Genomic DNA, 14,860 nt, shown 5'->3' with positions numbered 1-14,860 from the left:
GTCCACCACATGGACAGGCCTCAACTCATGGTGGCTCCCCGCCCGTCGGTCATTCCCGGGGCGATGGTGGCGGCCGACTTCGGCACCGTGGCCCGCCCGACGGCCCACGGCAACTTCGCCGGCATCTGCAGCTTCGACCTGTACAGCAGTACCACTGGCACCGCCCCCACCTACGCTTTCGACGAGAACGTCCGACCAGATGGCACCCAACTCCTCACCCTTGTTAGCGACCTGGCCATCGGTAGCAAGTCACGTCTGCTCTGCGACTCCGTCATCGGGAACGGCCAGAACATGACGTTTCATGTCGCCATCGCGGTCCCACCGGCAGGAGTGGCCCGAACCGAATTCCTCGGTGCCAGACAATGCACTTGCCCGCGAAGCCGATCTCGAATCCTCCGAAGGCGTAGCCCCTCATCGCCCGCCGGCGAGGACACACATTCCTGAACGGGAATATTGTCAGCACCGGTGCTGTCAAGCAGCCAACAGATCCGATTGTCTAATTTCGATAGCCCGCTGAGATAAATTGGCAGCGCCGTTGACCTCAAGGTCGTTCCGCTGCGCAGGATCCACACGGCACGTATCAGTGCCGCATCCTCTACAGACGGGAAGCGTCATGAGAATAGGTCGATCCATCGCCAGTCTCGGTCTCGCCCTTGGGGCGGTTGCCCTGGCTATCGCTCCAGCCTTGGCCAGCACCGCTCCGGTCGACGTCCAGGTCGGCGGAAGCCACACCACTGGCACCTTCACCGGAATCGGCATGCCGGGCGTCTCTGGAAACGTCCCGGGCTATGGCCTGATCACATGCACGAGCGCCTCGGCCGCCGGAACGGTCTACCCCGGTAGCCCTGTGCCGACCACCTGGGCCGACATCAACGCCTTCTCATTCTCCTGCCCCTCCCTGCTTGGATACGCGGGTGTCACGACAGCAATTCTGCTCGGCTCCTGTGGCAACATCGGACTTCAGAACGCCGCCGGCATCGTCACCACGCCGGTCACTGACAACCCGATCACCGGCACCGCCGACTTCGGCACCGCCGCGTGCCCGAAGGTCCACGTCAACCTCGCCGGCTTCTGCAGCTTCGACCTCTACACGAGCACCACCGGCACTGCCCCCACCTATGCCTTGGACGAGAACGTCCGCGCCGATGGCAGCCAACTCCTGACCCTCGACGACGACCTCGCTATCGCCAACGAGGCCGGCCTGCTCTGCACCTCCGTCATCACGAACGGCAAGAACATCACCCTTCATGTCCCGCTTGCGGTCAAGACCTCCACTGGGTGGCCTGATCAACTTCCTTGAGCCCCGCAAGAGACACTCGATGAGAAGGGCGGTGCCCGGTCCCGCCAATGCAAGGCCGGGCATCTCCCGGCGGCATTGATCCAGCCTTCTCAATGACACCCGAGGCGAGCACGGCGTTGTCAAGAGGCCCCGGACTCATTGCCTAAAATCGACAGTCCGCCAGAAAAGACCGACCGTAGGGTTGACCGCCGTCTCGCTCCGCTGCGCAGGATCCGCACGGCATCGCGTGGTGCCGCAAACTCCACAGTTAGGACTGGATCATGAATCATCACCGGATGATCGCTACGCTCGGCGCAACCGTCGGCGCTCTGACCCTTGCTTTCACCCCGGCCCTGGCGAAGGCAGCGTCACCCAGCCTCCAGGTTGGAGGTGGGTACACCGCCGTCGCCTTCAGCGGCACAGCACTGTCACCCATCACCGGTACCGTGCCCGGCTACGGCACCGTCACCTGCACCAGCCTCAGCGCAGCTGGCTCGATCTATCCCGCCACCACGGCGCCCACGACCTGGGCCGACATCAACAGCTTCTCGGTCGCCTGCCCCTCCCTCATTCCCGGCACGACCACGGCCATCAGCGTCGGCTCCTGCGGGAACATCGGGCTTCAGAACGCCGCCGGCACGGTCACCGCACCCGTCACTGACAATCCGATCGCCGGCAACGTCGACTTCGGCACCGCGTCCTGCCCGAAGGTCCACGTGAACTACGCTGGCTTCTGCAGCTTCGACCTCTACACGAGCACCACCGGCACTGCCCCCACCTATGCCTTGGACGAGAACGTACGGCCCGACGGCACCCAACTCCTGACGATCGATGGCGACCTGACTATCGGAAACAGGTCCGGCCTGCTCTGCACATCGACCTACGTGAACGGCAAGAACATCACGTTCCACGTCCCGCTCGCGATCAAGACCTCCTCGGGAGGCTTGATTAACTTCCTCTGAACCACGGAACACTCTCGATCGAACGTAGATGCCCGGTCCCGCCAACACGGGACCGGGCATCATCTGCGGGCAAGCGGTCAGATCCTCACTTCACCTTGAACGCGGACTTCGCCGCGCTCGGCTTGACCTGAGGGTTGCCGTTGTAGGTGACGCTCAGGGTGTACTTCCCGCGATATCGAGTCTTGGACTTGCCCTTGATGGCCTTCAACGCCATCTTGTTGAACTTCGTGACGCTGATCGTCGCTGCGCCACTCGCCGACACCGCAACCGTCTTGGTGACCACTCGCTTGGAGCCCTTCGTGATCACGACCGTGAGAGTTCCTGTGCGGGCCTTCGACGCCGAGACCGCCACCTTGATCGTGACCTTGGCACCCTTCTTCGCAACCGAGACCGACCCCACCTTCGTCACCGAGGCAACCTTCTCCGGAACCGGAGGCTTCGGGGCGGCCTGGACCGTGATGGGTGCCGATGTCGAGGTGACCGCGGACGCTCCGGCCTTCGTCGCCGTCGAGGCGTAGGTCACCACCTTGCCCACCATCGCAGCCGTCACAGGCAAGGAGGCCGAGGTGTTACCAGTCGCGACACCACCGACGAACCATTCCCCGGTCACAACGTCAGGCACAGCGGAGAAGGTGCCTGCGGTCGCGGTCAAAACTCCCCCGGGACGTGCGCTGCCCGCGACCGCGGGGGTTGCGGCAGGCAGCATCGCTGACACGATCACCGCGAGGTTCCCGACCTTCGAGCCCGCCGGTCCCGCGTCGCTGTCCACGAGCCGCACTAGGAACCCGCCGACCACCTGCGTGATTCCGGAGTCGTTCAACTCGGACGGTACAGGGAGCTCGGCATCACCAGGCAGCCACTGGTGCAAGACGCCCGATGTGTCCAGCGCTGCGCTGACGCCCGAAACGGCGCTTGACGCTGCCGCGAACGTGAGCCCGGCGAGCGAGGACGGCAAGTTTGACGAACCTGAGCTCAGCCGTTGAAGCGTTCCATCCGTCATCACGGCATAGGGCATCGCAATACCCTTCACCGCTCCCGGAACACTGGTCGCAGGATTCTGAGAGAAGTTTCCTGTCCCCCACCTGACGACCGTGCCTTCGGCGGTGAGTGCGTAAAACACGAAACCCCCTGAACCGACAACTGCCGAGGCGTGTAGCGAGGGCGGCACGATATTGAGCGCCGGGTCCAGACCCCACGCACGTACGGTGCCGTCCTGCAACAGAGCCGCAGCATTCCGGCCGGAGATCGCGACCTGCGTTACAGGCCCGAGGTCAGCGGGCACCTTCAGTGGCGACTGACCGGCAACTGCTGGTCCCCAGACGATCACCTTGCCGTTCTTCGTCACTGCTGCGGCGAACTCGTTGTCCATCGCGATCTGGACCGCCCCGACCTCATTGAGAGCGTCCGGGATCCGCGTGGTCCGTGCGTCGTTGGCTCCCCACCCGATCACGGTCCCCGCCGCGGTCAGCGCGAGCATCGCCTGGTTGTTGGTCGCGACCTGACTCACGGCGACGCCCCGCAACGACGTCGGCACCGTCAGCTGTCCGAACTGGTCATCACCCGCCACACGAAGCTCTCCCGAGTGCGCGAGCGGCAACGAAGCCACTGGCGTCGGCGGCACCACCCACGGCGTGTCTGCCGTGGCCGGAGCAACCATGCTCATCGCGGCCGTCAACCCGGCGATCACTGTGAGAACGATCCCCCCGATCACCCTTCTACGTCCGTGCACCATCTTCTATCCCCTCAACTCCAGGCTCCACCCGCCCTTGCGGACGTGATGCGGATCACCTTAGGAGGAGCTGTTGCCGAGCCGTTCCAGGGCGAGAGAGCTGCAAGTCACTGCCAGCAAAAGTTGTAACGAGGGTGATGAAAACTGTCCCCACCGGCCCCGTCTTGCATGCTCGCAAACTCGTCCCCATCGAGCACAGGCACACATACGCAGCACAGTCAACCCCTCAGTTCACAGATTGTCTAAAATCGTCAATCGGTTGCGAAAGTTTCGGTGTGAGGTTGAACACGTTCTCGTTCTGATGCGCAGGATGCTCCCGGCATCAGGTTGGTGCCGATACCTCCACAGATTGGAACGTCCGATGAATCTTCGACGGATCACCCTCGGCCTCGGTGCCACCGCTGGCGCGCTCGCTTTGGCCCTCGCCCCGGCGATGGCCAGCGCCAGCACTCCTCCGGCCGACCTGCAGGTCGGCGGCACCCACACCAACGACACCTTCAGTGCAACCGGCAAGCCCGGCGTCACTGCCAACATCCCCGGCTACGGCCTGGTCACCTGCACGAGCGCTTCGGCCACCGGAAACGTCTACCCCGGTGCCCCGGTGCCCACGACCTGGGCCGACATCAGCACCTTCTCGCTGTCGTGCCCCTCGATCATCCCCGGCGCGACCGTGGCGATCACGCTCGGCTCCTGCGGCAACATCGGCCTGAAGAACGCCGCCGGGACCGCAACCACCCCCGTCACCGACAACCCGATCACCGGCGACGTCGACTTCGGTACGGCCGCCTGCCCCAAGGTCCACGTCAACTTCGCTGGCTTCTGCAGCTTCGACCTGTACAGCAGCACCACCGGCACCCCCACCACGTTCACGTTCGACGAGAACAACACCACCGCCGGCCAGCCGCTGACGCTTGACGGCGACCTGACCATCGCCAACAAGTCGGGTCTGCTGTGCACCTCGGTGATCACGAACGGCAAGAACATCACCCTCCACGTGCCGCTCAACGTCAAGACCGGCTCTGGCGGTCTGATCAACTTCCTCTGAGCCGAGGCCTCACCGCCGCATCCAACAAGTAGACCGTAGTCGCGGTGCCCGGCAGCAGCCTGTCTGCTGCCGGGCACCGTCGCGTCGAGGCCAAGCCGAAATTGTGATGACCATCACAAATTCGCAATCTCGTTCGGGGCGCGTTGCCACTGATGGGCTGACGAGGTCTGCTCGCGTCACCAGGATCGACATCACTTACCTGGGAGGTCACCTCCCACGACACAGGGAGATATCCATGCACGTGCGTTCTCTGCTCGCGACCATGACGGTCGGGGCTATCGCTACCGGCGCCTGCGTGGCGACCTTCGCTCCAGCTGAGGCGAAGACGGCGCCACCAGGATCGACCGCTGGGACCGTGGTCACCTGGGGCGCAGCGGGCGCATCCGCCTCGACGACGCTTCCGCCCGACCTGACGGCGCCCGTCGTCGACGCGGCCGTAAATGACGGCAGCACGGCCGTGGTCACGGACGACGGCAAGCTCAAGATATGGGGTGACCCCACCAGTCCGCAGGAGCAGAACGCCCCCGTCGGCGTGACCGATGCGGCCGCGATCGCGCTCGACCCTGGGGCCCAGGGTGCCCTCCTGCTCCACCAGGACGGCTCAGTGACCGGATGGGGCGCCCTGACGCTCGACCTGACCACCGACGCTCCGACGAAGGCCAAGGCCATCGCTGTCTCCAACGGTGCCGCCTATGCCGTGACATCCACGGGAGACATCGTCACCTGGGGCTCGAACACCGCGGCGAACAACCCCAACGCGGGCGTGGCACCGGTCCCCTCCCGCGTCACCGACAACCACGACTACACCGACGTCTCGTTCGGCATGTCCGGCGGCCTGGGCCTTCGGACCGACGGCACCGTCGTCGCCTGGGGCACCAACCTCGACGACCAGCACACCGGGGATCCTGCGAACGACCCGTTCAACAACCTTCCCACCGACCTCGGAAGCCACAAGGTCGTGCAGATCAGCTCTGGCGGGTACTCCGATGGTCTGGTGCTCGACGATGGCACGATCAGGATCTGGGGCTACATGCCGGGAATCCTGACCCCCGAGCAGAAGACGTTCCCCGGCAAGAAGGTCCTCTCCCTCACGGTCGGCCTCACCGCGGCGGCCGTCCTGCAGGACACCACCACCGGTGAGCTGAGCACCGTCGCCTGGGGCGGGGTCGTCGGCGACGCAGACGTCGCAACCGCGCCGACGTCGCTGGCAGGGAAGCCTGTCGCCTCGGTGACGATGGGTGGCACCCACGCCGCAGCGATCGTGACGTCCTTCCGCGCCCTCAGCAAGCCGTCAGTGAGCGGAGTCGCGGTCACCGGTCAGAACCTCCAGGCGACCCCTGCGACGTTCTCCCTCACCCCGACCAGCACCCCGACCAGTCAGTGGTACCAGACCAAGGACGGTGTGACCACGGCGCTCGAGGGCAAGACCGACCCTCAGCTCACCGTCACCGAGGCCATGATCGGCCACACCCTGAGCTACCGCACCACGGCATCCTACAACGGTGACTCGGTGACGTCGGCCTCGGCGGAGACCGCAGTCGTGACGGCTCCGGCCCCGTCGACGGTCAAGCTCACCACCACCCCGGCGAGCGGCTCGTACGGCGCCACCCGCAGTGTCACCGCGACCGTGGCAGCCAACGGCAGCGCCGCTACAGGCTCCGTCACCTTCGCGATCGGCTCCCTGAAGTCCACCGGCACCCTGGCTGGAGGCAAGGCCACCTGGAAGCTCCCGACGTCCCTGGCGGTGGGCAGCCACACGGTGACCGCGACGTACGCCGGCAACGGCGCCACCCTCGGCAGCAACGCCAGCACCGTGGTCACCGTCGGCAAGGTCATGCCGTCGATCGCCGTCAAGGCTCAGGCCACCGGCAAGACCAAGAAGGTCGCCAAGAAGGTGACGCTCACTGTCACTCTGCGTGGGGTCGGCAAGGTGTCCGCCTCGGGCAAGGTGACGATCACGCTCAAGGGCAAGACGAAGAAGACCATCACGATCACGGCGAACTCGCAGGGCATCGCGAAGGTCAGCTTCAAGAAGATCAAGCGCGGCCGCTACACCGTCGCCGTGACCTATGCGGGCAACACCAACGTCGCCCGCGCCACCACCCAGGCCAAGATCAAGATCTAGGCGACATTCCTATCGGGCGGGGCGCGGTTCATCGAGCGATGAGCCGCGCCCCGCCTGGCATTCCAGCGGTCTTCGGGAGGACCCATGCTCACCGCGCGCCCCACCTTCCATCCCCATCTCGCCACCGGTCTGGGTCTCGGCGTGATCGCCGCTGCTGCGGGCCTGTGGTGTGCCCCCACGCTCGCTGCCAGAAGCGACCCGAAGCCGGCCATCCCCAACGCCGCTGACGTCTCCCGGGTGGGGGACGGCAAGCTCCCGGCGGCCCGCCCCGCGTTGCGGGCCTCGCGAGCTCCGCTCAGCGTCGGCGAACGTGGCTACGCCGTCCACAAGGCGCTGGCCGCCCTGCCTGCCGGGGCCCATGACGTCCTCGGAGCTCCCGGTGCGGAGGTCCTCCTCGCCGAGGTCTCGTCCGACCAGCCGTCTGCGCCAGCGACGACGACATCGGACGCGTCACCGCCCTCGCCCCACAGACTCGTCACTGTCGTCACGTACGACTATGCCCACGCGACGACCACGCAGGCGACCGTCGACCTCACCCTGGACCGAATCACCTGGTCCCAGACCAGCACGACGGCGCAGTGGCCGCCGTCATCGTCCGAGGTAGCGGTCGCCCTCGACCTGGCGGTCCACTCGGATCTGCCGCTTGTCTTCCACCAGCAGTTCGCCAGGCTGACCGGCAGCGCCTTGACGGCCGCGAGTCAGCTCTCGGCAAGTGCCCTGGTCTGGGCCGACGCCACACCTGCGGGTCTCCCCGAGCAGGCGGACTCCCCGTGTGGGCAGGGCCGTTGCCTGCGTCTCCTGATCGGCCTCCCCGGCGGCGGCTACCTCTCCACCCAGGACTTCGCGGTCGACCTCACTGCTCGTCGGATCGTCATGGTCGAGGGACAGTCCCGATGAGAACGATGCCGAAGGCGCTGGTGACCATCCTCGGGATCGGCCTGGCCCTGGCGGGCCTCGGTGCCACTCCCGTCCAAGCGGAGCCCGCCCTTGGCGCCACCGTTCCGCTCGACACCCCGCTGTCGTGTGGAGCCGCCCAGGTGAACCGCACACTCAGCACGGGCTCTTCGTGGCGGATGTGCGTCCGCATCGACGATCTGAAGGGCCTCGTCATCGAGAACCTCCAGTTCCGTCCCGCGACCGGAGATCGCGAGTACACGGGCTGGATGCCCATCCTCGACTCACTGGCGCTCGCGCAGCTGAACGTGCCCTACGACACCGGGACTGTCGGCTTCGACGACCTCACCGGCGGAGGTCTCGGCGGTATCCAGCTGATCGCTCAGACGCCCAGCACCTGCCCCGGCACGATGGTCTCCTTCGACCAGTCGTTCTACGTCGGTTCGACGTACACCCAACGGACGATCCCGGGTGCCTGCCTCGCGACGACCTCGACGGGCCTCGCCTGGCACTCCCAGGACTACCCGGGCTTCGAGGAGGGCAGGTACACCGAGCAGGGACAGGCACTGGAGATCTCCTCCCTCTCGAAGGTCGGCTGGTACGAGTACCAGCAGAAGGTCACGTTGACCGACCAGGGCACGATCACGGTCGGGCTCGGCGCGACCGGGGACATCGGCCAGGACGCCCTCTTCTTCCCCACCGACCCATCTCTCGGCTGGCAGGTCGGCGCGCGCACCGGCGAGACGAGCTCCACGCCGGTCGCTGCCTCGCACTGGCACAACGCGATCTACCGCGTGGACTTCGGCATCGACAGCGGTCCTCAGGAGGTCCAACGGTGGGACTACCAGCAGGCCTCGCCCAGCTCGAACAAGCTCCAGGGGACGCCGACGACCGAGTCGCGGGCCTTCGTCGCACCGACCACTCCGAGTCGCCTCACCTGGTGGCGGGTGGTCAACCCGACCTCACTCGACCCTGACGGTCTGCCGCGGTCCTATGAGATCGTCAACGACAGTGTCCAGGACACGCTGCAGCCGGCCACCTCGGCGCCGGTGAGCTTCACCAATGCCAAGCCGTGCGAGCAGTACGCCTGGGACAACCTGGACCTCTCCTGTCCGGCGCGCAACATCAGCGAGTACGTCGCCCAGGACACGACTCCACTCACCGATCCGGTCGCCTGGGTGAACGTCGGCTTCCACCACGTGGTGCGCAACGAGGACCAGTCGCCGATGCCGACCCACTGGCAGGAGTTCGCCCTCGTGCCCCGTGACCTCCTGGCTCAGCAGGCCACCACCCCTGTCGAACGGTCCTGCATCAACGGCGGTCCGTTGAGCTCGGGTGGGTCGTGCGCCGCTGTCAACCAGATCGCCCCTGTCCTGACGGCCCCGGCCGGATCTCTCCGCCCCGGTTCGGTGCTCAGTGTCGACAACGGGCAGTGGAAGGCGCCCCGATCCGTGCTCAGCTTCCAGCAGATCTGGCTCCGTGACGGCGAACCGATCCTTGCGCCCGGGCTGACCTCGCTGCTCAGCTCGGTCACCGGCCTGACGTACACCGTCACAGCGGCGGATCAGGGACACCGGATCAGCGTGCAGGTCGACGCCAGCGCCACCGGCATCGTCCCGGGTTCGGCGCGCTCGAACGCTCTGGCGGTCCCGGCAGCCACCCCACCACCGAGCACGCCCCGTACGGTCAGGATCAGGCCGCAGATCAGCGCCACGGTCGTTCTCCGAGGCACCAGGGCGACGATCCGGGTGCGTGCCACCGGTGCGTCGGGGACTGTCACCGGCACCGTCACGGTGGCAGGAACCCGCTGGAAGCGCCCACTCCCCCTCGCCCACGGCAGGGCCACCGTCACCCTCCGTCGTGCTCTGATCAAGCGCACCACCACGCTCACGGTGCGCTATTCGGGCTCGGACGGCTACGAGGCGCAAACCCGGACGTTCAAGGTCAAGAAGATCACTCGACGCTAAATGCCCTCCTGGGCAGAAATATGGGCACCTTCAATTCTTGTAACGGGCGTGAGTAATTTTCCGACTTCCTCCAGTTCGTGCCCAGGAACGGAGTGACTCAGACCACATGAGGTCGTTCGCTTGGGCCTAGAGCTCTCGGGGCCTCGGTCCCGCGTCGTCAGTTGCTTGGTCAGTCCCGATGAAGGAGTGCACATGCCTGAGAACGAATCGTTCCCGGATCCGAACCTCGATCCGTCGGACGGAGCGTCCGTGCCCGACGATGCAACGCACATCGTGCCGGCTCCCCGCAAGGAGCCGGTGATGCTGCCCCTGACCGACGAGGCTGCACCGCATGTCTTCGTCGATCTGGTCTCCCGCAAGGTCCCCGAGAACGCCCGGATGGTCGTCACGCTCTGCGAGCGGCCACACCGCGCCCTGATGGCGCAGGTCGACAGCCCCGAGCGTGAGGTCTTCAGTCGGGCAGCGTTCCATGCGCCCGATCACGCCATCTTCGTCCACTCCGCCGCCCGGATCGGCGGCTTCCTGACCGAGCTCGGCCCGGTCGCCACCCGCAACGAGATGCACGTGGTGTGCACCGCCACCCTCACCCTGGCGGAGCTTCGCCGAGGCTACGAGCACGCGCGCCTCTCCTACTGGCTCATCGACCAGGGCCTAGCGCACCCGCGCGGCATCGTCCGCCTGCCTCGCGTCACCGACGCCGACGTCGTCATGTTCATCCCGCCGACCAGCCTGCACTCCCTGGCCGCCAAGCTGCTCCGCCTTCAGATCGAGCCGCTCCCCCAGCGCATCCGGCTGCTGCGCACGTACCTCACCAGCCTGTCGGGCAACATGAACCTGCAGCAGATCGCCCACCAGCTGGAGGTGAGCACGGCGACGGTGCGCAACCGCCTCAACCGGATCCATGAGCTGGTCGGTCCGTACCCGTGCAGCCCGCAGGCCACGGTGCAGCTGCTCGCCGTTCTGCCGGCCCTGCTCTTCCTGTGGCAGGACGAGATGCGCACCGTTTCGGTGCGTTCATGAACCCCATTCACCACACGGCGGCGCGAGGTTTGTCACGCACATGACAACTTCCAAGCTAGAGGGACCTTCGGCACTTGCCCGAACACCCGCCCGAATGCGTGAATCCACCAAATCGCGTTCAGGCCGGACGGGGGTGCCTTCCATGACGAGCGATCATCGCGCCGTCGAGCCCACCGTCTACGGGGCGGGTGCCACCTCCAGTGAGCCCACGCCGCATGAGATGTTGCGCGAGGCGCTCTCCCACATCGCCGAGCCGATCGTGAACCAGGTGCGCGAGTTCGTTCCCGCCTTCAGCGGCCCGGACCGCGGCAAGCGTCACCAGCTGATGAACACTGCCGCGACGGCGGCCTTCCACGCCTACATCGCCGATCCGTCGGTGCGCGACTCGGAGCTCCGCAAGGTCGACGAGCTCTTCCGCCGGCTGGGCTGGGGCGAGGCCCAGTCAGGCGACACCGCGGCGAACATCGAATTCGCCCTCACCCTCGGCAGTGCCGCCACCGCGCGCTACCTGGCGTCGTACGGGCGCACCCATGATCTCCCCCAGGGGCCGGTCTCCGACGTCATCGCCGGCATCTTCGACTTCACCGAACACCTGCGCCGGGAGCTGATGGTCGGCTACGAGCTCGGCCTGCGCAACCCCGATCGGTCCCAGCGGCGGTTGTGGAACCTGCTGCTCAAGCGCGAACCGGACGCTACCGGCGCGGTGAACCTGCACGACCCACTGGACCTCGAGGTCGTGCACAAGCGTGCTGCCCTCGCCGGCTGGACCGTCCCGGAGACCGTCGTGGCACTCGCCCTCGATCCCACCGCGCAGGCTACCGAGATCGCCCGTCGCACGGATCTGCTCAGCACCACCCAGGACGGATGGCAGCTGATCCTTGCCCCCGCGACCGAGGTCGGCGCCCTCCTCGCCGGCCTGAACGAGGAGGGCCCGCACGGCATCCGGGCGATCGTCTCGTGGCCGATCGAGGTCGCCCAGGCGCACTCGGCCGTCGGCTGGGTCCAGCTCAGCGCGGGACTGCTGGCCCGTGGCGTGATCGCCGCCGACCCCGTGATCTGGTGCACGAACCACGCCGCCGAGATCTGGCTCCACACCGACCCGCCGCTGCGCACCCTGCTCTGCCAGAACCTGCTCGAGCCGCTCCTCGGCGAGACCCTCAACTCCCGGGCGATCCTCTCGGAGACCCTGCTGACCTGGCTGGAGACGCGCGACTCGGCACCGACCATCGCGGCACGGATGGAGGTCCACCCCCAGACCATCCGCTACCGCTGGCGACGAATCAACGAGCTGTTCGGCGCCAACATGCAGGATCCACAGTTCGTGATGCAGCTGACGATGGTGCTCAAGGCCAGCGTGCCGCTGTGGCGCAGCGGGGAGCTGAGCGACTTCGAGCGCTACAAGGCCACCCACGCCGCTCCGGCGGTGCCGCCCGTCGACGACCCCCGACTCGGCTGACCTCCCCGAACGGCTACTGGCCGACGTACGCGCGCAGGTACTCGCCGGTCAAGGTCGTCGGCGACGCCGCCACCAACGCTGCTGGTGTGCCCTCGAAGACCACGGTGCCACCGTCATGGCCGGCCCCAGGGCCGAGGTCGATGATCCAGTCCGCATGGGCCATCACGGCCTGATGGTGCTCGATCACGATCACCGACTTCCCGGCGTCCACCAATCGGTCGAGCAGCGCGAGCAGGTTCGCGACATCGGCGAGGTGAAGACCGGTGGTCGGCTCATCGAGCACATAGACCTCACCCTTCTCCGCCAGTGCCATCGCGAGCTTCAGCCGCTGTCGCTCACCGCCCGAGAGGGTGTTGAGCGGCTGACCCAGCCGGATGTAGCCCAGGCCGACATCCTCCAGCCGACCGAGGATCGTGGCTGCAGCGGGCAGCTTCGCCTCACCCGCCGAGAACAGCTCGAGTGCGTCGGAGACCGGCAGGTCGAGGACGTCGGCGATGCTGAGCCCCGCCAGGGTGTACTCCAGGACCGAGGCCTGGAAGCGGCGGCCGCCACACTCCTCACACACGGTCGCGACGGTGTCCATGAAGCCGAGCTCGGTGTAGACCATGCCGTTGCCGCTGCACGTCGGGCAGGCGCCCTCGGAGTTCGCGCTGAACAGCGCCGGCTTGACGCCGTTGGCCTTGGCGAACGCCTTGCGGATCGGCTCGAGCAGGCCCGTGTAGGTGGCGGGGTTGGAGCGCCGCGAGCCCTTGATCGGGCTCTGGTCGATCGACACCACCCCCGGGCGCGGCGTGACCGCCCCGTGGATCAGGGAGCTCTTGCCCGAACCGGCGACCCCGGTCACCACGCACAGCACACCGAGCGGGACGTCGACATCGACGTCACGCAGGTTGTGCTCTGAGGCGCCGCGGATCTCGATCACCCCGGTGCGCTCCCGGACCTCGTCCTTGACCGCTGCCCGGTCGTCGAGGTGACGACCGGTCAGGGTGTCGCTGGACCGCAGCCCCGCCACGGTGCCCTCGAAGCAGATCTGCCCGCCTGCCTCACCGGCACCTGGCCCGAGGTCGACGACATGGTCGGCGATCGCGATCGTCTCCGGCTTGTGCTCGACGACGAGAACGGTGTTGCCCTTGTCGCGCAGCCGCAGCAGAAGCCCGTTCATCCGAGTGATGTCGTGCGGATGCAGCCCCACCGTGGGCTCGTCGAAGACATAGGTGACATCGGTCAGCGCCGAGCCCAGGTGCCGGATCATCCGGGTGCGCTGGGACTCACCACCCGACAGCGTCCCGGTCGGGCGGTCCAGGGACAGGTAGCCGAGCCCGATCTCGACGAAGGAGTCGAGCAGGTGCTGCAGGCCCGCCACCAACGGCGCGACGCCGGGGTCATCCACCCCACCGAGCCACGAGGCCAGATCGGTGATCTGCATCGAGGCGAGGTCGGCGATCGAGGCGCCGTTGATCAGTGAGGACCGGGCCGCCTCGTTGAGCCGGGTGCCCTCACAGGCCGTGCACGGACCGAAGACCGCGGCCCGCTCCACGAAGGCCCGGATGTGGGACTGCAAGGACTCCAGGTCCTTGGAGAACATCGACTTACGGATCTTGGGGATGATCCCCTCGGTGGTGACATTGACGCCGTTGACCTTGACCTTCTTCGGCTCGGCGTACAGCAGGTCGTCACGCTGCTTCGCGGTCAGCGTCGACACCGGTACGTCGGCCGGGAACTGCTCCCGGTAGGGCGCGGTCATCCAGCCGTCGGCCGTCCAGCCCGGCACCAGGATCGCACCGTCGTCCAGACTCTTCGACTCGTCGATGATCTGCGTCAGGTCCAGGGCCGAGACACTGCCGCGCCCCTCACACTCGGGACACATCCCACCGAGGTAGACGACCTGCTTGACGACGTTCTTCTCCACCCGCCCGTCGGCCTTCTCCCGCTGCATGACACCACTGGCCTTGCGGGTGGGGACGTTGAAGGAGAACGCGGTCGGCGGGCCGACGTACGGCTCACCGATGCGGCTGTAGAGGACCCGCAGCATCGCGTGGGCGTCGGTCGCGGTGCCGACGGTGGAGCGCGGGTTGGCGCCCATCCGCTCCTGGTCGACCAGGATCGCGGTGGTGATCCCCTCCAAGGCGTCGACCTCGGGGCGGGCCAGGGACGGCATGAAGCCCTGGACGAACGTGGAGTAGGTCTCGTTGATCAGGCGCTGCGACTCCGCAGCGATGGTGCCGAAGACCAAGGAGCTCTTGCCCGACCCCGACACGCCGGTGAAGACACTCAACCGGCGCTTGGGCAGCTCGACGTCGACCCCCTTGAGATTGTTCTCCCGCGCACCCACGACGCGGATCAGGTCGTGCTGGTCGGCTGCTTCGAGGTCGGGCACTGGCGC

Annotated in this window: 11 protein-coding genes; 8 read left to right on the top strand and 3 right to left on the bottom strand. The window is 66.8% G+C overall.

The genetic code is table 11. From position 1 onward, the window contains the following. Positions 1 to 20: 20 nt before the first annotated feature. Positions 21 to 161 (bottom strand): hypothetical protein, encoded by a 141-nt coding sequence (locus Q1V88_RS14870; protein WP_300682073.1) that lies wholly within the window; start codon positions 159 to 161, stop codon positions 21 to 23. Between the two features lie 524 nt (positions 162 to 685). Here Q1V88_RS14870 and Q1V88_RS14865 point away from each other — a divergent pair. Both Q1V88_RS14865 and Q1V88_RS14860 read left to right on the top strand, forming a co-directional pair. Next, the gene (locus Q1V88_RS14865; protein WP_300682072.1) at positions 686 to 1,300 is read left to right on the top strand and encodes a hypothetical protein; all 615 of its coding nucleotides are present in this window, start codon (positions 686 to 688) and stop codon (positions 1,298 to 1,300) included. A gap of 260 nt (positions 1,301 to 1,560) precedes the next feature. After that, a complete protein-coding gene (locus tag Q1V88_RS14860) occupies positions 1,561 to 2,241 on the top strand; it encodes a hypothetical protein (protein ID WP_300682071.1) in 681 nt (226 codons plus the stop codon). Between the two features lie 85 nt (positions 2,242 to 2,326). On the opposite strand, the gene Q1V88_RS14855 is transcribed toward Q1V88_RS14860, so the two are convergent. After that, the gene (locus Q1V88_RS14855; protein ID WP_300682070.1) at positions 2,327 to 3,973 is read right to left on the bottom strand and encodes a hypothetical protein; all 1,647 of its coding nucleotides are present in this window, start codon (positions 3,971 to 3,973) and stop codon (positions 2,327 to 2,329) included. Between the two features lie 358 nt (positions 3,974 to 4,331). Between Q1V88_RS14855 and Q1V88_RS14850 the strand changes: the two genes are divergently transcribed. From Q1V88_RS14850 to Q1V88_RS14825, 6 genes are all read left to right on the top strand, one after another. After that, positions 4,332 to 5,015: a hypothetical protein gene (locus tag Q1V88_RS14850; protein WP_300682069.1), complete on the top strand. Its 684-nt coding sequence runs from the start codon at positions 4,332 to 4,334 to the stop codon at positions 5,013 to 5,015. 235 nt (positions 5,016 to 5,250) lie between these two features. Continuing rightward, positions 5,251 to 7,140, top strand: coding sequence for an Ig-like domain repeat protein (locus Q1V88_RS14845; protein ID WP_300682068.1), 1,890 nt, complete (start codon positions 5,251 to 5,253; stop codon positions 7,138 to 7,140). 84 nt (positions 7,141 to 7,224) lie between these two features. After that, positions 7,225 to 8,037, top strand: a complete 813-nt coding sequence (locus Q1V88_RS14840; protein ID WP_300682067.1) for a hypothetical protein — start codon at positions 7,225 to 7,227, stop codon at positions 8,035 to 8,037. Further along, complete coding sequence (locus Q1V88_RS14835; protein ID WP_300682066.1) at positions 8,034 to 10,001, top strand: hypothetical protein; 1,968 nt, start codon at positions 8,034 to 8,036, stop codon at positions 9,999 to 10,001. Before Q1V88_RS14840 ends, Q1V88_RS14835 begins: the two co-directional genes overlap by 4 nt. A 192-nt stretch (positions 10,002 to 10,193) precedes the next feature. Further along, positions 10,194 to 11,021 (top strand): helix-turn-helix domain-containing protein, encoded by an 828-nt coding sequence (locus tag Q1V88_RS14830; RefSeq protein ID WP_300682065.1) that lies wholly within the window; start codon positions 10,194 to 10,196, stop codon positions 11,019 to 11,021. A gap of 142 nt (positions 11,022 to 11,163) precedes the next feature. After that, the gene (locus Q1V88_RS14825) at positions 11,164 to 12,477 is read left to right on the top strand and encodes a helix-turn-helix domain-containing protein (RefSeq protein WP_300682064.1); all 1,314 of its coding nucleotides are present in this window, start codon (positions 11,164 to 11,166) and stop codon (positions 12,475 to 12,477) included. A gap of 13 nt (positions 12,478 to 12,490) precedes the next feature. Here Q1V88_RS14825 and Q1V88_RS14820 read toward each other — a convergent pair whose 3' ends face one another. Continuing rightward, the gene (locus tag Q1V88_RS14820; protein ID WP_300682063.1) at positions 12,491 to 14,854 is read right to left on the bottom strand and encodes an excinuclease ABC subunit UvrA; all 2,364 of its coding nucleotides are present in this window, start codon (positions 14,852 to 14,854) and stop codon (positions 12,491 to 12,493) included. Between the last annotated feature and the right edge of the window lie 6 nt (positions 14,855 to 14,860).

Source organism: Nocardioides sp. (assembly GCF_030150155.1).
Taxonomy (GTDB): Bacteria; Actinomycetota; Actinomycetes; order Propionibacteriales; family Nocardioidaceae; genus Nocardioides.
This window is presented reverse-complemented; position numbering and strand designations above follow the sequence as displayed.

Excerpts from the sequence above, each read along its gene's own strand:
- Q1V88_RS14860 (WP_300682071.1), top strand. The coding sequence starts at position 1,561 with ATGAATCATCACCGGATGATCGCTACGCTCGGCGCAACCGTCGGCGCT.
- Q1V88_RS14855 (WP_300682070.1), bottom strand. The coding sequence starts at position 3,973 with ATGGTGCACGGACGTAGAAGGGTGATCGGGGGGATCGTTCTCACAGTG.
- Q1V88_RS14850 (WP_300682069.1), top strand. The coding sequence starts at position 4,332 with ATGAATCTTCGACGGATCACCCTCGGCCTCGGTGCCACCGCTGGCGCG.
- Q1V88_RS14845 (WP_300682068.1), top strand. The coding sequence starts at position 5,251 with ATGCACGTGCGTTCTCTGCTCGCGACCATGACGGTCGGGGCTATCGCT.
- Q1V88_RS14840 (WP_300682067.1), top strand. The coding sequence starts at position 7,225 with ATGCTCACCGCGCGCCCCACCTTCCATCCCCATCTCGCCACCGGTCTG.
- Q1V88_RS14835 (WP_300682066.1), top strand. The coding sequence starts at position 8,034 with ATGAGAACGATGCCGAAGGCGCTGGTGACCATCCTCGGGATCGGCCTG.
- Q1V88_RS14830 (WP_300682065.1), top strand. The coding sequence starts at position 10,194 with ATGCCTGAGAACGAATCGTTCCCGGATCCGAACCTCGATCCGTCGGAC.
- Q1V88_RS14825 (WP_300682064.1), top strand. The coding sequence starts at position 11,164 with ATGACGAGCGATCATCGCGCCGTCGAGCCCACCGTCTACGGGGCGGGT.